This window comes from Microvirga sp. CF3062 (genome assembly GCF_036314045.1).
GTDB lineage: Bacteria > Pseudomonadota > Alphaproteobacteria > Rhizobiales > Beijerinckiaceae > Microvirga.
The window spans coordinates 503,452-523,055 of the sequence record NZ_JAYGGN010000001.1 but is presented as its reverse complement, the minus strand read 5'-3'; the positions used below and the strand labels follow the sequence as shown (position 1 = coordinate 523,055).

Here is a 19,604-nt window from a genome sequence, read left to right as displayed (position 1 = left end):
AAAGAACTTCTTATAGAGAAATTTTTTCTCGCATTTCGATCTAACTTGCATAAATTTGCGCCGTCGAACGAATGCGATCTGCATGCTCATATATCTCGTCAAGCGTGTCGACTTTAACCCGCTCTTCCTGCTCTTTGTCGAACAGACCAAGATATTTCACAGTTCTATTAAAGTGCAGGCGAACTAGCGGTTTTCTATTGTTGTCATCAACCAGAATTCCACAGTAGCTCTTTTGATCACGCATTATGACGCGCGAAGGCTTAAGGATGTCTCGTACAATCGCACGAACAATCATGAAGCCTTCGCGCTCTTCATCCGTTGTAGCAATTTCGTCGTCTCCCACTGAATCCTTTATATCCGGGATTCCAGGATCGATGACTTCCGTTTCTGCGAGAGCAGTAGATAGTCGAGCTTGAACAGCATCACGAACCACCTCCCGGAATGCAATCTTCACCATCGGAGTGAATTGATCTCTAACGGCTGCTGTGAATCTCGGGATCTGCAGACCCGCTATCATTAGACGGACGAACTCCTCAGATGGAGCTTCCATCTGATTGACGATTTCTTTCTTGATCGCTGATGTGTATTTGAGTTGGTGCGCAGATTGCAAAATGTTGTCGACGCTGAACTCTGCTTTGGAGAATTTTTTCAATTCATGGGTTAGATGCCCTTGAAGATCCGACAAATCAAAGGTCAAAAAAGGACGTTCATCGAGTTTGTTTGGAGCTTCAAGATCAGTATGAAAATGGAATGTGCGTCCGTTTGTTAGGATCGCAAATTTTGCATCTGTCACTGAGAAGTATCGATAAAGTTGCGCAAGGTGCACTTTATCTAGGTTAGTCATGATCGGCTTACATTCAACAAGTATTCTAATTGCTCCATCAACTTTGATAGCGTAATCAACTTTCTCACCCTTTTTACCAACCGCATCCGCCGTGAACTCTGGAACAACCTCATGAGGGTTGAAAATGTCGTAGTCCAAAGCGTTGAGGAATGGGAGGACAACAGCTGTTTTTACGGCCTCCTCAGTCACCATAGCACTAGAGTGAAATTTCACTTTTTCTGAAAGAATGCGCAATTTCTCTTCAACGCTCATCTTCGCCCCCAGAGTACCGATACGATACAACAACACCGTGAGTTGTATCCGTCAAGTAAGCTTCTTCAGGTCTGAGATTGCCTATTGCCTCTACCTTGAGGGACTGCCAAAAGCGCCCTAGCTGGAGACGCCTATGACCCCGAACGACATTCTCGATGAATTCCGCTCCGCTGGCGCGTTGCTGGAGGGACACTTCATTCTCTCGTCGGGACTGCACAGCCCGGTCTTCTTGCAGAAGATGTTCGTGTTTCAGGATCCGGCGCGCACCGAGCGGGTCTGCCGAGCGCTGGCGGACAAAATCAGAGAGAGGTTCGGAGCTGTCGATTACGTGGTCTCGCCTGCCGTCGGCGGCATCGTTCCGGGTTACGAAACGGCCCGGCATCTCGGCTGCAAGGCGATATTCGTTGAAAGGGAAAACGGCGTCTTCGTTCTGCGGCGCGGATTTACGATTCCGGAGGGCGCCCGTGTGGTCATGGTGGAAGACATCGTGACGACTGGACTTTCCTCTCGGGAATGCCTGACGTCTCTTCGCGAGCATCCTGGAACGATTCTTGGAGCCGCTTGTCTCATCGACCGCTCCGGAGGCAAGGCGGATCTCGGCGTGCCCCTCGTGTCCCTCGTCCAGCTCGACATTCCGGCCTACGCGCCGGACCAGTTGCCGCCTGGTTTGGCTGCGATTCCGGCCATCAAACCGGGCAGCCGAAGCCTGAAATCAAAATAGCTGTTTATTTGTCACACACAGGCTTGACTGCCTTGGTTCCGACAACTTGACTCTTGGAATTTACACGCCATTAAGTATTTTCCATTGTCAGGATTACTGGTCCGAAGGGTTTACAACAGCCTGTTCTGGGGCACGTCATACATTTTTCGCGCAGTTTTATTGCCTGCGTAAATAATAGATGTCGCTTGAATAATGAAGGTTGTTAGGCCGCTCCGGCATACACAGATAGAGAATACTTATGTCAGGCCAGCAGCGGATCGCCCTCTTCATTGATGGCGCCAACCTTTACGCTACCACGAAAACTCTCGGCTTCGATATTGATTACAAGCGCCTGCTGAAGGAATTCCAGGGTCGCGGCTCGCTCGTACGCGCCTTTTACTACACGGCCCTTGTAGAAGATCAGGAATATTCTTCCATCCGCCCGCTGATCGACTGGCTCGACTACAATGGCTACCGCGTGGTCACGAAGCCGACGAAGGAGTTCGTCGACTCTGCCGGCCGCCGCAAGGTCAAGGGCAACATGGATATCGAGCTCGCCATCGATGCGCTGGAGCTCTCGCCGTTTATCGATCACATGGTTCTGTTCTCCGGCGACGGCGACTTCCGCTCCCTCGTCGAGGCCATGCAGCGCCGTGGCGTCCGGGTCTCTGTGGTGTCCACGGTCACCACACAGCCGCCGATGGTCGCCGACGAATTGCGCCGGCAGGCGGACGAGTTCCTCGACCTGTCGCAGCTCGCGTCCCGGATCGGCCGCGATCCCTCGGATCGCCCGCAACGCCCGCTGAATGAGAACGGAGAGCGCCCGCGTCCGCAACCGCGCAGCCCTGCACTCGAGAGCCGCTATGGCATCCGCCAGCCTCAGGATGATGAGTTAGACGTCTGACGCGATCGAATAAAACAGAAGCATGGCCGGGCCTGTCCCGGCCATTGTCTTTTCAGGTCAGAGTGAACTCTCTTCAACCTGGCAGCTCAACCCCAATGCGCCGGCGGTGTTGCTGACGGTGGCCAGGCACAGAGCCGTCCGCTCCGGCGGGATCGAGACGGCAAATCGCGTCACATAAAGCCCGCCCTCCGCCTCAGGCAGCTTGCGCGCTTCAAGACGCACGATATTGGCCTCATATTGCTTGAACACCTCGGCCAGCCGGGCCACGAGGCCAAGCTGGTCGCCGCCGCTGATCGCGATGCGATGGGTAACGCTTCCCGCAGGCCCGGGACTCGGGTCGAAAGCATAGGGAACGGCTCGGATCTCGGCGCCTTCGAGTTCCGCAAGCTGCTTGAGTCCGGCCTCCACGTCGGCCGCCGTCACCTCCGGTGGAAGCTCGCACAGAGCTACGAACTCGGCCCCGGTCCCTAAGGACGCAAAGGTCGTGTCCCGAAGGTTCACTCCGATGTTGAACAGGTGCTCGGCAATGGCGGCAACCAGCCCGACCCGATCGGGTCCGAGAACCGACACGAGAGCCACGGATGCCATATCTTCCCTCCCGGCTGGACGCTCCAGAGGGAACCTAGCGCACATTGCCCTTGCGTCAGCCCTTGTCGCGCATGAGACGGGACTTCTCCCGGTTCCAGGTGCGCTCCTTCTCCGCTTCGCGCTTGTCGTGCAGCTTCTTGCCCCGGCCGAGGCCGAGTTCCACCTTCGCACGCCCGCGCTCGTTGAAATAGATCTTGAGCGGGATCACCGTGAACCCTTCCCGCTGCGTGGCACCGATCAGCTTGTTGATCTGGTGCTTGTGCAGGAGCAGACGCCGGGGGCGCTTGGTTTCGTGGTTGAAGCGGTTGGCCTGCAGGTATTCAGGGATATAGGCGTTGAAGAGATAGAACTCCGCGCCCGAGGGCCCGGCATGGGCATCGCCAATGGTCGCCTTTCCCTGGCGCAGGGATTTCACCTCCGTGCCGGTGAGCGCAATCCCGGCCTCGTAGGTATCGATGATCTCATAATTGAACCGCGCCTTCCTGTTGTCGGCGACGACGCGGTTGGGGCTCTTTGGATCTTTTGCCATGAACTGCTTTATGCGTTGATCAGGCCCGCATGGACCATAGCCGAGCGAACGGCCTGCTTTGCGTTGTCGGAGGCGGGCACCAGGGGCAGGCGCACATCGGCTTCCATGAGGCCGAGCAGCGATGCCGCGTATTTCGCCGGCGTGGGGTTTGTCTCGATGAACAGGTTCGTGTGCAGGGGCATGAGGCGATCCTGCACTTTCAGGGCCGAGGCGTAATCCCCGTTCAGGCAAGCGCTCTGCATCTCGGCGCAGAGGCGGGGCGCCACGTTGGAGGTCACGGAAATGCAGCCATGCCCGCCATGGGCCATGAAGCCGAGAGCCGTGGCATCCTCGCCGGAGAGCTGGATGAAATCAGGCCCCATCATCTGCCGCTGCAAGCTCACGCGCGCCATGTTGGCGGTGGCGTCCTTCACGCCCGCGATGTTCTTCAGCTCATAGAGCCGGGCCATCGTCTCCACCGACATGTCGATCACGGAACGGCCGGGAATGTTGTAGATGAAGATCGGAATGCCGATGGCGTCGTTGATGGCCTTGTAGTGCTGGTAAAGGCCTTCCTGCGTCGGCTTGTTGTAATAGGGCGTGACGATCAGAACGGCGTCGGCACCGACCTTCTCGGCGTTCTTGGAGAAGGCCACCGCCTCCGCGGTGCTGTTGGAACCGGCACCGGCGATCACCGGCACCCTGCCCTTTGCCTCCTCGACGCAAATCTCGACGACCCGGTCATGCTCCTTGTGGCTCAGCGTCGGGCTCTCACCGGTCGTTCCCACCGGAACGAGGCCGCTGGTGCCCTCCTGGATCTGCCAGTTGATGAAGGACCGGAACGCCGCCTCATCTACGGCACCATCCTTGAAAGGGGTCACCAGGGCCGTGATGGAGCCTTTGAATTGGGTCATGAATCTTCCTCGGGTAAATTGCGCCGGGTCCTAGAGGCCACAAGGATTTAACACATAGGAGGTGCGGCGCATGGGCGCAAACCTTCCTTCGGGGAGTTGTCCTAGCTCGGCTCTTAGTGTTTCCTCAAGAGAAACGTCGTCACAATGAGATTTGGGCGACAGCAAAGGGGTTAGCGGGTGAGCCTCAACATGCGTCTTTTCATGGGTCTTGTGACATCCGTCGCGCTTGTCCAACTCTCCACCCTCGCCGTCCATGCCACTGATACGCCTCCTCCGAACACGGAGACATCCCAGGCCAGCACTCTGGAAGCCTTCGTTCCGGCCAATCCGGTGCCGGGAGACCTGGATCACTTGGCCGGGATCTTCAAGGCCTATCGGGACAACGATCTGACCGAGGCCGAGATCCTCAGGACCAAGCTCACACAGCCGGCCGCCCGTGCTCTCGGGGAATGGTTCGCGATCCGCAGCGGCACACCCATCACCTTCGACCGGATCATGGCCTTCCGGAAGGATTATCCGGACTGGCCCCTGACCGGCCAGATCCGGCGCAGAAGCGAGGATACCCTGCTGGCCGAGCGCCGGTCGCCGCCTCAGGTTCGCTTCTTTTTCGCCAACCAGACCCCCGTCACACCGGGCGGACGGATCGCGCTTGCCTTCGCCCTGAAGGCGGACGGCCTTGAGCAGGAGGCCCATGACAAGATCCGCCATGTGTGGCGCGAGGACACGTTCGGCCCCGACGTGGAGCGCCGCATCCTCGACCAATTCCCTGGCCTGCTCACCCAAGCCGATCACCGCTTTCGCATGGAGCGGCTGCTCCTGAAGGAGAACTGGGGCGGCGCGCAGCGAGCTGCAGGCTATGCAGGCAAGGATTACGGACTTCTCGTCAAGGCACGCATGGCCGTGTTCCAGGGCAAGAAGAAAGCCGAGAAGGCTTTCGCCGCCGTTCCGGCATCCCTGCGCAGCGACACGTCCTATCTCTTCTCCCGCGCCCTGCTCCAGCGCCGCAGCAACAACCTGGTCGAGGCCGCAAGCATCATCATGCAGGCGCCGCGCGACCCGGAACTCCTGGTCGATGGCGACGAGTGGTGGGCCGAGCAGCGCCTGATCACCCGCGAGCTTCTCGACAAGGGCGACGCCAAGACGGCCTATGAGGTCGCAAGCCACCACGCGGCCGAGTCCCCGGTGCAGCAGATTGAGGCGGAGTTCCACGCAGGCTGGATTGCCCTGCGTTTCCTGAGCGAGCCGTCAAAAGCCTCCGGGCACTTCGCAGCCGTTGGCAAGACGGCCTCAACCCCCATTTCCATGTCCCGCGTTGCCTATTGGCAAGGCCGCGCGGCGGACGCATCCGGCGAGGCTCAGAACGCTCGCCTGTTCTATGAGCGCGCCGCTGATCATCCCACAACCTATTATGGACAGCTCGCACAGGAAAAGCTCGGTCGGATCAGCGCCCTGAGGAAGGTCGATCCTCTGACGGAGAATGAAAGCAAGGCCTTCAACGCTCTCGTTCCCGTTCAGGCCGTGCAGCTGCTGCAGCAGATCGGCGAGCAGGACCTAGCGATGGGCCTCTATTCCGATCTGGCCCAGACAATGAGCGACCCCGGTCAGCTCGATGCGCTCGCGGGTCTCGCGACATCGCAGCAGAACCCCCGGGCGGTTCTCGCCATCGGCAAGATCGCGTTGCAGCGAGGCTTCCCGCTCGATCAGCATGCCTATCCTTTGGCCGCCATTCCTGACTTCCAGCCGGTCGGGGACGAGGTGGAGCCCGCCATGGTCTATGCCATAGCCCGCCAGGAAAGCGCCTTCAATCCGCGCGCCATCTCCAGCGCCGGAGCTCGCGGCCTCATGCAGCTCATGCCGGCCACCGCCAAGAGGACGGCCCAGCGCTTCGGCGTCGGATTCGATCTGAAGCGCTTGATCGAGGATCCGTCCTACAACGCGAAGATCGGCTCCGCCCATCTGGGCGAATTGATGGAGGACTGGAAGGGCTCTCATATCCTTGCCTTCGCGTCCTATAATGCGGGCGGCGGCAATGTGATGAAATGGGTCCGGTCCTACGGCGATCCCCGCAAGCCGGACGTGGATGAGGTCGATTGGGTCGAGCGCATTCCCTTCTACGAGACTCGCAACTACGTGCAGCGCGTTCTAGAGAACCTGAGGGTCTACCGGCAGCGCCTGAACGAGAAGGCTCTACCGGCAACTCCTGCCACGGCGGACGCGACAAGCACCAACTAGTGATGCAAGATGCGGCTCATCGATGTCCAATGACCATGGAATGAGATGAGCGACACCTACCGGGATCTTTTCGTGTCTGCAGCAGACGGGCTGCGCCTTTACACTCGAGACTATGATCCCGGTACGGCCGGTGCCTTACCGGTCGTGTGCCTTTCGGGCCTCACACGGTCATCCGAGGATTTTCACGACCTCGCCGTGGCTCTGAGCCGCGACGCAGCGCGTCCCCGCCGCGTCCTGTCCCTAGACTATCGCGGCCGCGGCCGTTCCGAGTGGGATCAGGACTGGCGCAACTACGACGTCAAGATCGAGCTGAACGATGTCCTGCAGGTGCTCACGGCTGCCGGCATCGAGAAGGTAGTCTTCGTCGGCACGTCCCGGGGCGGACTAATCACGATGGCCCTGAGCGCGGTTCGCCCGACACTGATTGCCGGTGCAGTCCTTAACGATATCGGTCCTGTTATTGAGGCCAGAGGGCTCATGCGGATCCGCGGCTATGTCGGTAAATTGCCGACACCCAGCACCATGGACGAGGCTGTGCAGATCCTGCGACAGATGTCAGGATCTGAATTCCCAGCCTTCACGGATGAGCAATGGCAGGCCCTGGCACGGGTGACATGGCACGAGAGCGAAGGCCAGTTCATTCTGAACTACGACCCGAACCTGATGAAGACTCTCGAAGCCGCCGATCCGGAGGCTCCATTGCCTGATCTCTGGCCGCTCTTCGAAGGATTGAAGCCGTTCCCTCTTCTCGTCATCCGTGGCGAGCATTCGGACCTGCTGTCCGCCGAAACGGTGCAGACCATGCAGGCAAGACACTCGCGGCTCACGGCTATTACGGTTCCAGGCCAGGGACATGCCCCTGCCCTCGATGGTGATCTCGCTCAGGTGATCGAACAGTTTGTTCTGTCAGTGGAAGGCTCCACCTGAAGGCTGAACACGCAGAGATCTGACGCCAGGATCCTTCAGACAGCAAGGCTGTCTGCTCCACCATCGACGGCGGCCAAAAGAAAAACCCCGGTGTTGCCACCGGGGTTTTTCTGTCCAATCAGACGAGCCGATTAGAAGTCGCGCTGCACGCGCAGGCGAGCTTCCCAGCGATCGTCGTTATCGAGAGCAAGGCCGTCGATGTCGATGTTCGCGTAGATGGCTTCAACACCGATGTCCAGACCGGAGACCGGGGTCCAGAAGATGTTGGCACCAGCGCGCCACTCGGTGAGGTCCGAGATGCCGAGCGGAGCGTCACCGCCGAAATCGACCTGAGCGTACGAACCATGGACGTTCGAACGCAGGGTGGGCGTCCAGTAGTGACGCAGACCACCGGCGACCTGCCAGCCACGGCCGGTCTCGACGTCGCCGTTGAGGTCAACGAAGGCATCAGGAACCGCGAAGCCGCGGAGCGAGCCGGAAGCGCCAACGCCCGTCACGTTCGAGCCGAAGCCGAGGTAGCCGAGAGCGCCGTCAGCGTAGGCAGCAGCAAACCAGAGGGCATCGCCTGCGCCGAGAGCCGGCAGGTTGAAGCCGATCTGCGTGCCGATCGCCCAGCCGAGCTCGCTGTCACCGAAGTCAGTATCATCGACACCGAACAGGTTGGAGCGGGTCTGGTGCAGAGCACCGGAGAGCTGGACCGAGCCCCAGGTGCCGGCGTACTTCACGTTACCGACGAGGTCAGGCCACATCTGGCCAGCAACTGCGCCAGCGGCGTCCGTCAGGCGGTTGCCAGCGAAGGAGCCTTCTTCGAGCGACAGGGTCGCCGAGAAGCCATTGCCGAAGGAGAAGGTGTAGGCGAGCAGGTTCACGTCCGGATAGTCGTAGAAGCGGAGCGTGGTGATGTTGCCGTTCGGCAGGTCGCCGTTGGTGAAGAACGACGTCGTGCGACCAGCGGTCAGGCCACCGAACTGAATGTAGGCCTGGGCGATGTTCGGCGAGGTAGCAGACGAGGTGCCGCCAGCCTGACCAGCGTACACGCCGGTGTTGCGGTCCATCTCCATGCGAACGTAAGCGCGGAGGAGGCCGTAAGCGGTGGCAGTGCGAGCGTCGAGAGCGACGCGGCCACGAGCGCGGAAGCCGATCGAGTTGTCTTCGCGGAACTGCGGCTCGAGGTACTGATACTCAGCGCGGACGCGGCCGGAGACGCGCAGGCAGGTTTCAGTGCCGGGGATGTAGAAGAAGCCTGCGCCGTAGGTGGAGCAGACGCGAACGTATTCAACAGCAGCAGCCTTCTTCACGGGAAGGTCGGCAGCTTGAGCTCCGGCAACAGCCGCGAGACCCGCGACCGATCCGAGGAAGAGGCTCTTAACGAGCTTCATGGTTAAACCTCCAAAGTTTCGAGACCCTGGGGGGCCGGGTTTTTGTGCTTCGGCGACTTCATCGAAGCCCTAAACACGTCCCTTTTCCCCTTAAGAATCCGGCGGTCCGCCTTTTCGGTCGAACCCACCAGGATCACGACTGGGGTGCCCCCGTCGCTGGAGCCACATTATCCATCACCGCCTCGCAAGCAACCGAATGAAGGCGCAAAACAGGCAGCGGCGGGGGCTTTTCAGGGGCATGTTGCACAAACGCAACGCTCCTAACCGACTTCTTTACTTTTCGTTAAGACTTCAGCCCGACTCTTCATAAATCCTTAAGAAAAAAGGCTTTTGACGTGCGATCAAAGTCGCGTGACTGCCTGCTGGAGCCTCTCTTTATACCAGCCGGCCTCAGGGTTGCCCCTGTGCATAAAAGCATTGCATCGACGGCCACGGGTTCGCCCAGATTGCAAAAAAGAGGCCGGAGCGGGTCCGACCTCTTTCGAATCGACGATCTAACAGGGCTCAGGCGACCTTCGGGCCGATCACTCCCCGGCGAATCTGATCTTCCTCGATGGATTCGAAGAGAGCTTTGAAGTTGCCCTCGCCGAATCCGTCATCCCCCTTGCGTTGAATGTACTCGAAGAAGATCGGGCCGATGGCCGTCTTGCCGAAGCGCTGGAGCAGCACCTTCGTGAAGCCGCCTTCGACCACGCCCTCCCCGTCGATGAGGATGCCGTTCCTCTTGAGGCGGTCGAGGGGCTCCTCGTGCTTGGGGAGGCGCTTGTCGATGCGCGAATAGTAGATCTCGTTCGGTGCCGGCATGAACTCCAGGCCTGCTTCGATGAGCGTTTCGATGGATTCGTATAGATCGTGCGAGCCCAGCGCCACATGCTGGATGCCCTCGCCCTTATATTCCTGCAGATATTCTTCGATCTGCCCGGTCTCGCCCGCATCCTCGTTGATCGGGATACGGATCTTGCCGTCCGGGCTCGTCATGGCGCGGGAGTGAAGGCCCGTCAGCTTGCCCTCGATGTCGAAGTAGCGAATCTGGCGGAAGTTGAAGAGGCGCTCGTAAAAACCGGCCCATTCGTTCATCCGTCCGCGATAGACGTTGTGGGTCAGGTGGTCGATGTAATGGAGGCCGACGCCCTTCGGCTTCGGATCCGACCCGCCGAGCCACTCGAAATCGACATCGTAGATCGAGCCCTTCGCGCCATAGCGGTCGACGAAATAGATCTGCAGGCCGCCGATGCCCTCGATCCCGGGAATCTCAAGCTCGTTGGGTCCGACCTGCGTCTGAACGGGCTTGGCCCCCATGGAGAGCGCGCGCTCGTAGGCATATTTCGCATCAGCGACGCGGAAGGCCATGGCCGGAGCGGAGGGCCCGTGCTGGGCCGCGAACCGCTCGGCGAAGGAGCCCGGCTGCGCATTGACGATGAAGTTGATGTCGCCTTGGCGGTAGAGCAGCACGTTCTTCGAGCGGTGCTTGGCAACGACACTGAAACCCATGGTCTTGAAGAGCCGGTCGAGGGCCTGCGGATCGGGATGGCAGAATTCCACGAACTCGAAGCCATCGGTCCCCATCGGGTTCTCTTCGGAAATCGTCGCCGGGGGCGCATCGTGCGGGAACGGTCCCATGGTCTTCCTCCTGTCACGCCTCCGATAACGAAGGCCTTGTGTGAAACCAACGCATCCGCCGTTCGGCGGATGCAATTCTTCGTCAGGCAGCGTCAGGCTGGTTGGCCGGCGCGGCGTCCTGGAAAGTCTTGAGCTCGGCGCAGGCGGCATCGACCGCGGCGATCTTCGGATACGCATCGAGCGGAACATTGAAGCGCCGCGCATTGAAGACCTGCGGCACGAGATAGACATCGGCCAGGGTGACCTTGGGCCCGAAGGCGTAGGGCCCTGGCCCAAGCAGGGCTTCGATGGCATCGAAGCCTTCACGGACCCAATGGGCATACCATTCGTCCGCGGCGATCTGATCGTGCCCGAGACGGTTCTTGAGGTAGCCGAGCGTTCCGGAGTTGTTGAGCGGGTGGATATCGCAGGCGATCAGACTGGCGATGGCCCGGACCCTGGCCCGGTTGACGGCGCCCATCGGCAGCAGCGGCGGCTCGGGATAGACCTCATCGAGATATTCGAGAATGGCAGGAGACTGGATCAGCGTCGTCCCACCGATGTCGAGGGAGGGCACGCGCATCTGGGGATTGAGCGTTTTATAATCCGCCTCGCGCTGCTCCCCCTTCAGCAGGTTCACCGATACCGATTCATAGGAAACACCCTTGAGGCTGAGAGCTATCCTCACCCGGTAGGCCGCGGACGAACGGAAATAGGTGTAGAGCTTCACGCCTCATCCCCTTCTGCATCCTGCGGCGCCAGCAATCGCGCCTGCCGGGTGAGCTTGTCGATCAAGGCGGATAGCGTCTTCTGCTCCTGAGGAGTCAGCACCGATAGGAGGCGCTCGCCGACAGCAAGGGCTTCGGGAGCCACCGCCTCGTAGATCGCCCGTCCCTCCGGCGTCAGGGCGAGCCATTCCTCGCGGCGGTCGTCCAGATTCGGGCGACGCTTGACCAGACCTCGCTTTTCGAGCGCAGAGACCGCCCGCGAAACCGTTGATTTGTGCATGACGCCGTCAGGCGCCATGTCCCTGGCCGTTCGGCATTCATATTGACCGAGGGTTACGATCACACGCCAAGCCGGGATCGAGAGACCGAACCGCTCGGCATAGATCTGAGCGAGCGCGCTCGACGTGAGCCCGGCCAGCACATTGAGCCGGTAAGGCAAAAACTCCTCCAGAACCACCAGGGGTTCGGGTGTCGGCTTTCTCGCTGCAGATCCACTCGCCATCGCCATACCGTTCGTTGCTCGTGCAACAAATAGCAGGATTCGTTGCACGAGCAACTAGATTTGACTGACGAAACGGCAAGTCATCCCGGTTCGAACCCGATGGGATCAGAGTGCAGGCTTGAAGCTCAGCCCATCGCCAATGCTTTCAAGGGTTAAAGGAGGCATCTGCGGGAGTGTCTGCCAGCGAACCTTATCGGCGTCCCGACTGATGTGACCTGTCGTCTTTTTCACTTTTCGCGTCAGGTAGTTGATGCTGAGGGACGTAATGTCGCCGCTCCCTCGGTGAACTGTGTTTCGATCGTAGCCGATTAGCTCGAAACGGTCGGCTTTATGCCGGAATGTATAGGTCGTGTTGAAAGTCTCCCATCCTCCCGCGCTCATGAACCAGTCCAGACGCACCTGAAACCCATCGCGCACGATGGAGATCCCGATCTCCTTGTCGAAGGGATCATCGGCGGCTGGCTCGGTGCGGCGGGAAATGAGGATATGGTTCTCGAACTGCAGGGTGAATTTGCCTGCATCCCCATCACGAAAGGCGATGGCCAGGATGCGAGGATTGGTGTTGAACGGCTTCTCGCCAAGCCCTTCGAAATGCTCGATCACATTCGCAGGGTTGTTTTGGCGCAGGACCAGAATCAGATCGGCACTGCTATCCCGATTGAGGTCGCCGGACGCTTGCGCCTCAAGCATCCATCCTGGTGGGACGAAGTCTTCAGCCGTCCCGGCCTGATGCGGCAGGCTCGGATAAACCACCTCGGGAATGGTGAGGTCCTGAGCCGCTGCGATTGAGGAAATCAGAATCGCAGCGGCAGCAAGACAGGAGCGAATGGCTGTCAGGCAGGAAGCTAATCTCGCCTGATAGCGAGTCATGCTTACACCCGGCCGCGGGTGCGGATCATGAAGGTGTCGAAGGCGTATTCGTTGAGCTGCCACCAGGGCAGGACGTCGGTGCGGTAGGCCACCATCGAATCGTAGACCTTCTTGAAGTTCGCATCCTTGGCGGACAGCTCCGCATAGAGCTCGTTCGCCGCCTTGAGCGAAGCCTCCATGATGGCTGGCGAGAAGGTGCGCAGTTCAGCGCCGGCGCCGACCATGCGGCGCAGCGCCTGGCCGTTCACCGCATCGTACTTGGCCAGCATCCAGTTGTTCGCCGCTTCGCAGGCGTTGGACATGATGGCCTGATAGTGCTTGGGCAGCTCGTTCCACTTCTGCTGGTTGACCACGAGATGCAGCATGGCGCCGCCCTCCCACCAGCCGGGGGCGTAATAGTATTTGGCGACTTTCAGGAAGCCGAGCTTCTCGTCGTCGTAGGGGCCGACGAACTCGGCCGCATCGAGGGTGCCGCGCTCCAAAGCTGGATAGACCTCGCCCGGTGCGATCTGCTGCGGCACCACACCGAGTTTGGCCAGCACCATGCCGCCGAGGCCGCCAATGCGGAACTTCAGTCCGTTCAGGTCTTCGACGGAGTTGATCTCCTTGCGGAAGAAGCCGCCCATCTGGGTGCCGGAATTACCACAGACCAGAGATGTGCAGTTATATTTCGCCAGGATCTCGTTGATGATCTCCTTGCCGCCGGCGAAGTGCCACCAGGAATGGAGCTGGCGCGCATTGAGGCTGAAGGGCAGCCCGGTGCCCATGCCGAGCGCAGGCTCCTTGCCGACCCAATAATAGGTCGGGGTATGGGCGCATTCCACCGACCCGTTCTGCACCGCATCCATGGCCTGCAGGCCGCCGACGATCTCACCCGGGGCGAAGACCTGGATCTGGAACTTTCCGTCGGTGGCGTCCGCCATGTACTTGGCGAAGGTCTGGGCGGTGCCGAAGATGGTGTCGAGGGATTTCGGGAAGCTCGAGGTCAGGCGCCAGCGGATTTCCGGCATGCTCTGGGCAATCGCAGGAGCAGCCACCGTGCCGGCTGCCGCCGCGAGGCCGGCGCCTTTCAGAAAGTTTCTTCTCTTCATCGTCGTCATTGGCGTTTCCCCGGAAAGCATTTCGTTGCAAGTTGAGTGGACCATAACAACCCGGTCGGTGGCAATGAAGCTCTCTTCCCTGAATCAAGGCCGTGATGGCCGCCTTGTGGTCGTGTCGAAGGACCTGACCCGCGCGACGGACGCATTTTTCATTGTCCCCACCCTCCAGCAAGCCCTGGACGATTGGGAAAAAGTCGAGCCTCGCCTGCGCGACCTCGCCGAGCAGCTGGAGCACGGCTCGGTTCCGGCCTTCCGCTTTCACGAGCACGATTGCGCCTCGCCCCTGCCCCGCGCCTATCAATGGGCCGACGGCTCGGCCTACGTGAATCACGTGGAACTGGTGCGCAAAGCCCGTGGCGCCGAGATGCCCGCCTCGTTCTGGACCGACCCGCTCATGTACCAGGGCGGCTCCGACTCGTTCCTCGGCCCGCGCGACCCTATCCCGGCGCCCGACGAGGCGCACGGCATCGACTTCGAGGCCGAGGTCGCGGTGATCACCGGGGACGTGGCCATGGGTGCCACCCGCGAGGAGGCAGCAGCTGCCATCAGGCTGGTGGTTCTCGTCAACGACGTCTCCTTGCGCAACCTGATCCCGGCGGAACTCGGTAAAGGCTTCGGTTTCTTCCAGGCCAAACCCTCCTCCACGCTGTCGCCGGTGGCGGTCACGCCCGACGAGCTGGGCGAGGCCTGGGATGGCGGCAAGCTGCACCTGCCCCTGCTCTCAGCCCTCAACGGCAAGCCCTTCGGCAAGCCTAATGCCGGCATCGACATGACCTTCGACTTCCCGAACCTGATTGCCCATGCGGCCAGGACCCGGCCGCTCGGAGCCGGCACAATCATCGGCTCGGGCACGGTCTCCAACAAGGACGAGGGCGGCGGACCGGGCAAGCCCATCGAACAGGGAGGCCTGGGCTATTCCTGCTTGGCGGAGCTGCGCACGGTGGAGACGCTCTTCCATGGTGAGGCCAGGACGCCGTTCATGCGCTTTGGCGACACGATCCGCATCGAGATGAAGGACAAGGCGGGCCACTCCATCTTTGGGGCCATCGAGCAGGAGGTCCAGGCCTACCGCAAAGAAGCGTGATGCTGCGCCTGGATCACGTTCAGCTCGCTATTCCGGAAGGCGCGGAAGACCTGTGTCGGCCGTTCTATGCCGGCCTGCTCGGCATGAGGGAGGTGCCGAAGCCCCCTGCCCTTGCCAAACGCGGCGGCCTCTGGCTGGAGAGCGGCTCGGTGCGGATCCACCTTGGGGTCGAGGATGATTTCCGCCCGGCCCGCAAGGTGCATCCGGCCATTGCCGTTGCCGATCTCGATGCCCTGGCACGGCTCATATCCGAGGCTGGCCATGAACCCGCCTGGGACGATGCCATTCCAGGCATCCGGCGCTTCTACGTTCAGGATCCGGTTGGCAACCGGATCGAGTTCATGGAGGGCTGATACCTCTAACGAAAAAGGCCGCCGGGTTCCCGACGGCCTTTCCATCAAGCATCGAAAGCTTACATGGCACGGCCGCCGGCGATGCCCTGGGCATGCTGCAGATGCATCTGCAGGTTCGGCAGGGTCTGTCGGGCGAAGGCTGCAAGCGGCGGAACATCGCCGTTCGACCCGTAGGACGAGAACAGGGTCACGGATTCCTGATGGGCCATAACCTGAACGCCCATATAGGCCGCGTCGAAATCGGAAGCCGTCTGCAGTGAGGCCACCATCTGCTGGTGACGCGGGATCATCGCAGGAGGCGGCACCGGCAGGCCAGAGCGGCGCACGGCAGCCGCCATCCGGCGGGTGGCGAGGTTATGGTCGCGGATCATCTGCCGGGCGAAGCGGCGAACCTCGGGATTACGCGCGCGCTGCAAGGCCATACGGCTCGACTCGATCTCCAGGAGATTGGACGAAACTGCGGTCGGCACGAACACGGCCGCGGTGGTGACGGCCATCGGGGCTGGGGCCGATGCCATGGGCGTCATGCAGCCGGCAACGCCGAATGCCATGGCACCGGCGACAAGAGCGATTTTGAGATTCATCGCGGAGGTTCCCTTCCTGTGCCCGGTCCGAACGGCCGAGCTGACGGCTCCTCAACTAGGGAGCACGCCCCAAGTTCCGGCACGGCTGCCTGAATTCCTAACCAATCGGTGAACGCCGTCGCGGGGAACTCTTGGAAATGCCCTGCCTTTTCCTGATGCACATCCTCAGCACAGGGAGAATAGACCATGAATCTCGGCAGCATCCTCGATGGCCTCATGCGCAGCCAGGGCTCCTCAGGTGGTCGGCGGCCGCATCAGCAGGGCGGCATGGGCGGCCTTGGCGGCATGCTCGGTGGCTCCGGCGGCTTCGGCTCCCAGATCCCGGGCGGCATGGGCGGCTTGGCGGCGGGAAGCCTCCTGTCCCTGATCCTGGGCTCCCGCGGCGGACGCTCGGCGGGCGGCTCGCTGATGAAGGCCGGCGGCCTCGCGGTGCTCGCGAGCGTGGCCTTCAAGGCCTATCAGGACTGGCAGGCCAAGCAGGCACCGGGCGCCAGCCAGCCTGGAACCCTGCCCTCGCAGCCCCCGGCAGGCAGCGGCTTCCACCTGGAAGAGGAGAAGGACAAGAACGGCCATGAAATGGGCCTCGCCTTGGTCCAGGCCATGATCTCGGCGGCGAAATCCGACGGGCATCTGGATGGCGAGGAAAGCGCCCGGATCCAGGAGCAGATCCAGCAGCTCGGCCTCGGCAACGAGGAGAAGGGTTTTCTCCTCGACATGATGGCCAAGCCCGCCGATGCCGCCGCCATCGCCCGCCTCCCCAAGACCAAGGAGCAGGCCGCCGAACTCTATGTGGCCTCGCGGGTGGCCATAGGCGACGCGGACACGCCCGCGGAGAAGGCCTATCTCGATCGCCTCGTGGCCCTCATGGATCTTCCCACAGATCTGGTTACCCATCTCGACGCGCAGATCGGCGCAGTCCGCCAGACGGTGGCCACCGGCACGGGAGTCTGACCCGACCGGCGAGGCTCCATGGGACAGCCATGGAGCCTTATTTCTCCAAGATCCATGGAGCACTTCATGAGCGACCACGTCTATAAGATCGTCGAACTCGTCGGCTCGTCCGAGACCAGCATCGAGGATGCCATTCAGACCGCCATCCGGCGGGCCAACGAGACTTTGCGTAATCTGCGCTGGTTCGAGGTCATCCAGACCCGCGGGCACATCGAGAACGGCGAAGTGCACCACTATCAGGTCGTGCTGAAGGCCGGATTCACGCTGGAAGCGGGGAGCTAGCATGCCAGGCTGCAGAGAGCATCAAGCTCGCTGCAGCCGCGCTGCCGAACTCAGATGACGAAGAAGTCCGAGTATTTGAGGACGGCTTTGTTGGTGATGGTGGCGATCTGGACCTGCGCCTTCGATCCCGTGCCGTCCTCATCGTAGTACAGCTTGCCGGTCTTCTTGTCGTAAACGATCCGGTCCTCCGCGTCCTGGGCCTTAGTGTTCTGCACGAACATGTCGCTCGTGAACTTCTTCGGCTTGGAGAACGTACCCGAGCCCAGCTTGGTGAAGATCTTGTTCTCCAGGTAGATGCTGTCGTCCTGGGTGCGGAAGTCGGCGATCTTATCGACATTAGTGCGCTTGTTGAGCCTCGTGTCGAACACGAACACGTCCTTGCCCGCGCCGCCCGCGAGCACATCGTTGCCCAGGCCGCCATAGAAGGTGTCGCCGCCCGCTTCGCCTGTGAGGCTGTCGGCCACTGACGTGCCACGCAGGGTGAAGGGCGTGGTCTCGACTGCGTTGATCACGGACAGGTTCACCGTCGTGGTGGCGATGCCGCCATAGGCATCCTTGGCCTGGACCGTGACAGCATGCTGGCGGGTGGTCTCAAAGTCGATGGCGCCGGTCACGACCAGGCTGTTGCCGACGATGGCAAAGGCGCTGCTAGAGCCCGGAACCAGCGTGTAGCTGATCGCATCGCCGTCCGCATCCGTGGCTGAGAGGGAAGCGGCCACGCTGCCGGCTGGCGCATTTTCCACGACTGTTCCGCTGGAAACGGCAAGGCCTGTCGGGGCTGCATTGGTGAGCGTTGTTAACCCGTCGGAAAACTTCAGGAAACGCACGTTGCGCACGGTGTCCGTGCCGTCAGGTCCTGCCACCGTCACGCTGCCGTCCCCGTTCGAGGTGATCTGGTACCCCGCCTTGGCCCCGGAGAACACGGCCGTGTCGACACCGGCACCGCCGTCCAGGGTGTCGTCGCCGCCACCGCCCTGCAGGATATCGTTGCCGCCGGAGCCGGAGAGGAGATTGGCCGCCCCGTCACCCGTGAAGACATCATCGCCCGCTCCGCCGACAAGGGTCTCGATACCGGAGAGCCGATCGAATCCATAGCCCGTGTTCTGGGAACCCGTGAGCCGCAGGTCGACTGTCGCGCCTGCTGCGCCGAAAAAGAGCGCCGTGTCATTGCCTGAGCCTCCCCTGAGGATGTCATGCCCAAGCCCTCCATCAAGAGTATCGTTGCCCAAGCCCGCGGAGAGATCATTATCTTCCGCGTTGCCGGTCAGCCGATCATTCCCGCTGGCAGTGCCAAGGTTCTCGACATTTCGAAGTGTCAGGCCACCGACACCCGTGTCCTGCCAAAGCGTGAGCCTTAGATCGATGCTGACATCCATTGCGCCGTCAAAGAGGACAAGAGAATCAATTCCCTCTCCCCCATCGACAAAATCCTCAAGTCGGTCGCCATCTTGGATAAGCTCGAAGGTTTCTCGTCCGATGCCGCCATAGGCGATGTTCTGGCCGGTCCCAAGGGAGATGCTTCCGAATTCGGAGAATCCTTCCTGGCCATAATAGCGATCATTGCCTGCGCCCAAGACAATTTTGCCGCGGATCAAGCCTGCATTGGAGACGATGTCGTTTCCGAGACCTCCAACGATTGCCGAGTGATTGCCACTGGGCCCTGCAATGATACTGCCGGTGTTAACTAGATTAGAGGTGCCGCCAGTGGACGCCAGTGTCACGGCCGCGATGGGAATATCAACCGCCCCTGCCGGGACGGAAATGGTTCCGGCATTGACAAGATCGAGCCCAAGCCCTTCCAGCCTCACGCCGCCAATGTAGCCCGTGATCGTGCCCTCATTCCGGAGGCTGATATCGAATGCAGCGTTCGAGCCGATCAGCACCCCAAACCTGCCTCCCGTGACGTTGCCGGACCGACCCACGAACGCCCTGCTCTCGGTCCCTTCAAGGCGGATGCCATCCGTGTCGGCAGCGACACCACCGAACACGGTGGCGCTTGCGCCCAAGCCTGTGCTGACAATCCCGCTGCCCCCTGCCGTGGCGACCGTGATGGCTCCACCTGTCAACACAGTGAGAGAGTCATTCTCCCCCAAAATTTCGCCATCCGTGTCGATGCCCGTGACAAACCTGTGAGCCATGATGCCTTCTCCCGATTCTACGCGATGGGAGTTGACTAAAGGGAAATGAATTTTGCCGCCCCCTCCATACAGAGAGGGCAGGCACTCGGTCACAAAACTCTGCGCTCAATTGCTAAGCAGAAGAATGTCATCTGCAGCTTGCCGAAGATGATACAGTTCGAAGGC

20 protein-coding genes are annotated in these 19,604 nt (G+C 60.8%); 8 read left to right on the top strand and 12 right to left on the bottom strand.

What is annotated here, in order from left to right:
- Window positions 1-40: 40 nt before the first annotated feature.
- A complete protein-coding gene (locus VB618_RS02550) occupies window positions 41-1,096 on the bottom strand; it encodes a type I restriction endonuclease (protein WP_329794927.1) in 1,056 nt (351 codons plus the stop codon).
- A gap of 133 nt (window positions 1,097-1,229) precedes the next feature.
- Here VB618_RS02550 and pyrE point away from each other — a divergent pair, with 133 nt between their 5' ends.
- Both pyrE and VB618_RS02540 read left to right on the top strand, forming a co-directional pair.
- On the top strand, window positions 1,230-1,817 hold the full coding sequence (pyrE, locus tag VB618_RS02545) for an orotate phosphoribosyltransferase (RefSeq protein ID WP_329794926.1): 588 nt from the start codon (window positions 1,230-1,232) through the stop codon (window positions 1,815-1,817).
- A gap of 238 nt (window positions 1,818-2,055) precedes the next feature.
- Window positions 2,056-2,700, top strand: coding sequence for a LabA-like NYN domain-containing protein (locus VB618_RS02540; RefSeq protein ID WP_329794925.1), 645 nt, complete (start codon window positions 2,056-2,058; stop codon window positions 2,698-2,700).
- A gap of 57 nt (window positions 2,701-2,757) precedes the next feature.
- Here VB618_RS02540 and VB618_RS02535 read toward each other — a convergent pair whose 3' ends face one another.
- From VB618_RS02535 to dapA, 3 genes are read right to left on the bottom strand one after another with little or no spacing between them, the layout of a single operon-like run.
- Complete coding sequence (locus tag VB618_RS02535; protein ID WP_329794924.1) at window positions 2,758-3,288, bottom strand: glycine cleavage system protein R; 531 nt, start codon at window positions 3,286-3,288, stop codon at window positions 2,758-2,760.
- Between the two features lie 55 nt (window positions 3,289-3,343).
- Window positions 3,344-3,817 carry an SsrA-binding protein SmpB gene (gene smpB / locus VB618_RS02530; protein ID WP_329794923.1) on the bottom strand — a complete coding sequence of 158 codons (474 nt, stop codon included), beginning with the start codon at window positions 3,815-3,817 and terminating at the stop codon, window positions 3,344-3,346.
- A gap of 8 nt (window positions 3,818-3,825) precedes the next feature.
- Window positions 3,826-4,710, bottom strand: coding sequence for a 4-hydroxy-tetrahydrodipicolinate synthase (dapA, locus tag VB618_RS02525; RefSeq protein WP_329794922.1), 885 nt, complete (start codon window positions 4,708-4,710; stop codon window positions 3,826-3,828).
- A gap of 189 nt (window positions 4,711-4,899) precedes the next feature.
- Here dapA and VB618_RS02520 point away from each other — a divergent pair, with 189 nt between their 5' ends.
- On the top strand, window positions 4,900-6,942 hold the full coding sequence (locus VB618_RS02520; RefSeq protein WP_329794921.1) for a lytic transglycosylase domain-containing protein: 2,043 nt from the start codon (window positions 4,900-4,902) through the stop codon (window positions 6,940-6,942).
- A 45-nt stretch (window positions 6,943-6,987) separates the two neighbouring features.
- Window positions 6,988-7,869, top strand: a complete 882-nt coding sequence (locus VB618_RS02515; RefSeq protein WP_329794920.1) for an alpha/beta fold hydrolase — start codon at window positions 6,988-6,990, stop codon at window positions 7,867-7,869.
- 131 nt (window positions 7,870-8,000) lie between these two features.
- Here the strand turns inward: VB618_RS02515 and VB618_RS02510 are convergent, their stop codons facing one another.
- The 6 genes from VB618_RS02510 to VB618_RS02485 all read right to left on the bottom strand — a co-directional run bounded on the left by VB618_RS02510 (window position 8,001) and on the right by VB618_RS02485 (window position 14,038).
- Window positions 8,001-9,248 carry a porin gene (locus VB618_RS02510; RefSeq protein WP_329794919.1) on the bottom strand — a complete coding sequence of 416 codons (1,248 nt, stop codon included), beginning with the start codon at window positions 9,246-9,248 and terminating at the stop codon, window positions 8,001-8,003.
- A 504-nt stretch (window positions 9,249-9,752) separates the two neighbouring features.
- A complete protein-coding gene (gene hppD, locus VB618_RS02505) occupies window positions 9,753-10,868 on the bottom strand; it encodes a 4-hydroxyphenylpyruvate dioxygenase (RefSeq protein WP_329794918.1) in 1,116 nt (371 codons plus the stop codon).
- Between the two features lie 82 nt (window positions 10,869-10,950).
- Window positions 10,951-11,577, bottom strand: a complete 627-nt coding sequence (gene maiA, locus VB618_RS02500) for a maleylacetoacetate isomerase (protein WP_329794917.1) — start codon at window positions 11,575-11,577, stop codon at window positions 10,951-10,953.
- The gene (locus tag VB618_RS02495) at window positions 11,574-12,077 is read right to left on the bottom strand and encodes a MarR family winged helix-turn-helix transcriptional regulator (RefSeq protein WP_329794916.1); all 504 of its coding nucleotides are present in this window, start codon (window positions 12,075-12,077) and stop codon (window positions 11,574-11,576) included. The genes maiA and VB618_RS02495 overlap by 4 nt, the downstream gene beginning before the upstream one ends.
- Before the next feature lie 105 nt (window positions 12,078-12,182).
- Complete coding sequence (locus VB618_RS02490; protein WP_329794915.1) at window positions 12,183-12,947, bottom strand: hypothetical protein; 765 nt, start codon at window positions 12,945-12,947, stop codon at window positions 12,183-12,185.
- Window positions 12,948-12,949: 2 nt separating this feature from the next.
- Complete coding sequence (locus VB618_RS02485) at window positions 12,950-14,038, bottom strand: TRAP transporter substrate-binding protein (RefSeq protein ID WP_329794914.1); 1,089 nt, start codon at window positions 14,036-14,038, stop codon at window positions 12,950-12,952.
- 73 nt (window positions 14,039-14,111) lie between these two features.
- Here VB618_RS02485 and VB618_RS02480 point away from each other — a divergent pair, with 73 nt between their 5' ends.
- Window positions 14,112-15,131 carry a fumarylacetoacetate hydrolase family protein gene (locus tag VB618_RS02480; protein WP_329794912.1) on the top strand — a complete coding sequence of 340 codons (1,020 nt, stop codon included), beginning with the start codon at window positions 14,112-14,114 and terminating at the stop codon, window positions 15,129-15,131.
- The gene (locus VB618_RS02475) at window positions 15,131-15,484 is read left to right on the top strand and encodes a VOC family protein (protein ID WP_329794911.1); all 354 of its coding nucleotides are present in this window, start codon (window positions 15,131-15,133) and stop codon (window positions 15,482-15,484) included. The genes VB618_RS02480 and VB618_RS02475 overlap by 1 nt, the downstream gene beginning before the upstream one ends.
- Window positions 15,485-15,543: 59 nt before the next feature.
- Here the strand turns inward: VB618_RS02475 and VB618_RS02470 are convergent, their stop codons facing one another.
- Entirely contained in the window at window positions 15,544-16,068 is a 525-nt protein-coding gene (locus tag VB618_RS02470; protein WP_329794910.1) for a DUF4142 domain-containing protein, read from the bottom strand.
- A 186-nt stretch (window positions 16,069-16,254) separates the two neighbouring features.
- Here VB618_RS02470 and VB618_RS02465 point away from each other — a divergent pair, with 186 nt between their 5' ends.
- Entirely contained in the window at window positions 16,255-17,019 is a 765-nt protein-coding gene (locus VB618_RS02465) for a tellurite resistance TerB family protein (protein ID WP_329794909.1), read from the top strand.
- A gap of 66 nt (window positions 17,020-17,085) precedes the next feature.
- Complete coding sequence (locus VB618_RS02460; RefSeq protein ID WP_329794908.1) at window positions 17,086-17,301, top strand: dodecin; 216 nt, start codon at window positions 17,086-17,088, stop codon at window positions 17,299-17,301.
- 50 nt (window positions 17,302-17,351) lie between these two features.
- On the opposite strand, the gene VB618_RS02455 is transcribed toward VB618_RS02460, so the two are convergent.
- The gene (locus VB618_RS02455; RefSeq protein ID WP_329794907.1) at window positions 17,352-19,439 is read right to left on the bottom strand and encodes a cadherin domain-containing protein; all 2,088 of its coding nucleotides are present in this window, start codon (window positions 19,437-19,439) and stop codon (window positions 17,352-17,354) included.
- Window positions 19,440-19,604: the final 165 nt, after the last annotated feature.

Bases quoted from the DNA above. Each gene is read 5' to 3' on its own strand.
- VB618_RS02455 (WP_329794907.1), bottom strand. From the start codon at position 19,439: ATGGCTCACAGGTTTGTCACGGGCATCGACACGGATGGCGAAATTTTG.
- VB618_RS02510 (WP_329794919.1), bottom strand. From the start codon at position 9,248: ATGAAGCTCGTTAAGAGCCTCTTCCTCGGATCGGTCGCGGGTCTCGCG.
- smpB (WP_329794923.1), bottom strand. From the start codon at position 3,817: ATGGCAAAAGATCCAAAGAGCCCCAACCGCGTCGTCGCCGACAACAGG.
- dapA (WP_329794922.1), bottom strand. From the start codon at position 4,710: ATGACCCAATTCAAAGGCTCCATCACGGCCCTGGTGACCCCTTTCAAG.
- VB618_RS02470 (WP_329794910.1), bottom strand. From the start codon at position 16,068: ATGAATCTCAAAATCGCTCTTGTCGCCGGTGCCATGGCATTCGGCGTT.
- VB618_RS02475 (WP_329794911.1), top strand. From the start codon at position 15,131: ATGCTGCGCCTGGATCACGTTCAGCTCGCTATTCCGGAAGGCGCGGAA.
- VB618_RS02485 (WP_329794914.1), bottom strand. From the start codon at position 14,038: ATGAAGAGAAGAAACTTTCTGAAAGGCGCCGGCCTCGCGGCGGCAGCC.
- hppD (WP_329794918.1), bottom strand. From the start codon at position 10,868: ATGGGACCGTTCCCGCACGATGCGCCCCCGGCGACGATTTCCGAAGAG.
- VB618_RS02520 (WP_329794921.1), top strand. From the start codon at position 4,900: ATGCGTCTTTTCATGGGTCTTGTGACATCCGTCGCGCTTGTCCAACTC.
- VB618_RS02465 (WP_329794909.1), top strand. From the start codon at position 16,255: ATGAATCTCGGCAGCATCCTCGATGGCCTCATGCGCAGCCAGGGCTCC.
- VB618_RS02550 (WP_329794927.1), bottom strand. From the start codon at position 1,096: ATGAGCGTTGAAGAGAAATTGCGCATTCTTTCAGAAAAAGTGAAATTT.
- pyrE (WP_329794926.1), top strand. From the start codon at position 1,230: ATGACCCCGAACGACATTCTCGATGAATTCCGCTCCGCTGGCGCGTTG.
- VB618_RS02535 (WP_329794924.1), bottom strand. From the start codon at position 3,288: ATGGCATCCGTGGCTCTCGTGTCGGTTCTCGGACCCGATCGGGTCGGG.
- VB618_RS02480 (WP_329794912.1), top strand. From the start codon at position 14,112: ATGAAGCTCTCTTCCCTGAATCAAGGCCGTGATGGCCGCCTTGTGGTC.
- VB618_RS02515 (WP_329794920.1), top strand. From the start codon at position 6,988: ATGAGCGACACCTACCGGGATCTTTTCGTGTCTGCAGCAGACGGGCTG.
- VB618_RS02540 (WP_329794925.1), top strand. From the start codon at position 2,056: ATGTCAGGCCAGCAGCGGATCGCCCTCTTCATTGATGGCGCCAACCTT.
- VB618_RS02495 (WP_329794916.1), bottom strand. From the start codon at position 12,077: ATGGCGAGTGGATCTGCAGCGAGAAAGCCGACACCCGAACCCCTGGTG.
- VB618_RS02490 (WP_329794915.1), bottom strand. From the start codon at position 12,947: ATGACTCGCTATCAGGCGAGATTAGCTTCCTGCCTGACAGCCATTCGC.
- VB618_RS02460 (WP_329794908.1), top strand. From the start codon at position 17,086: ATGAGCGACCACGTCTATAAGATCGTCGAACTCGTCGGCTCGTCCGAG.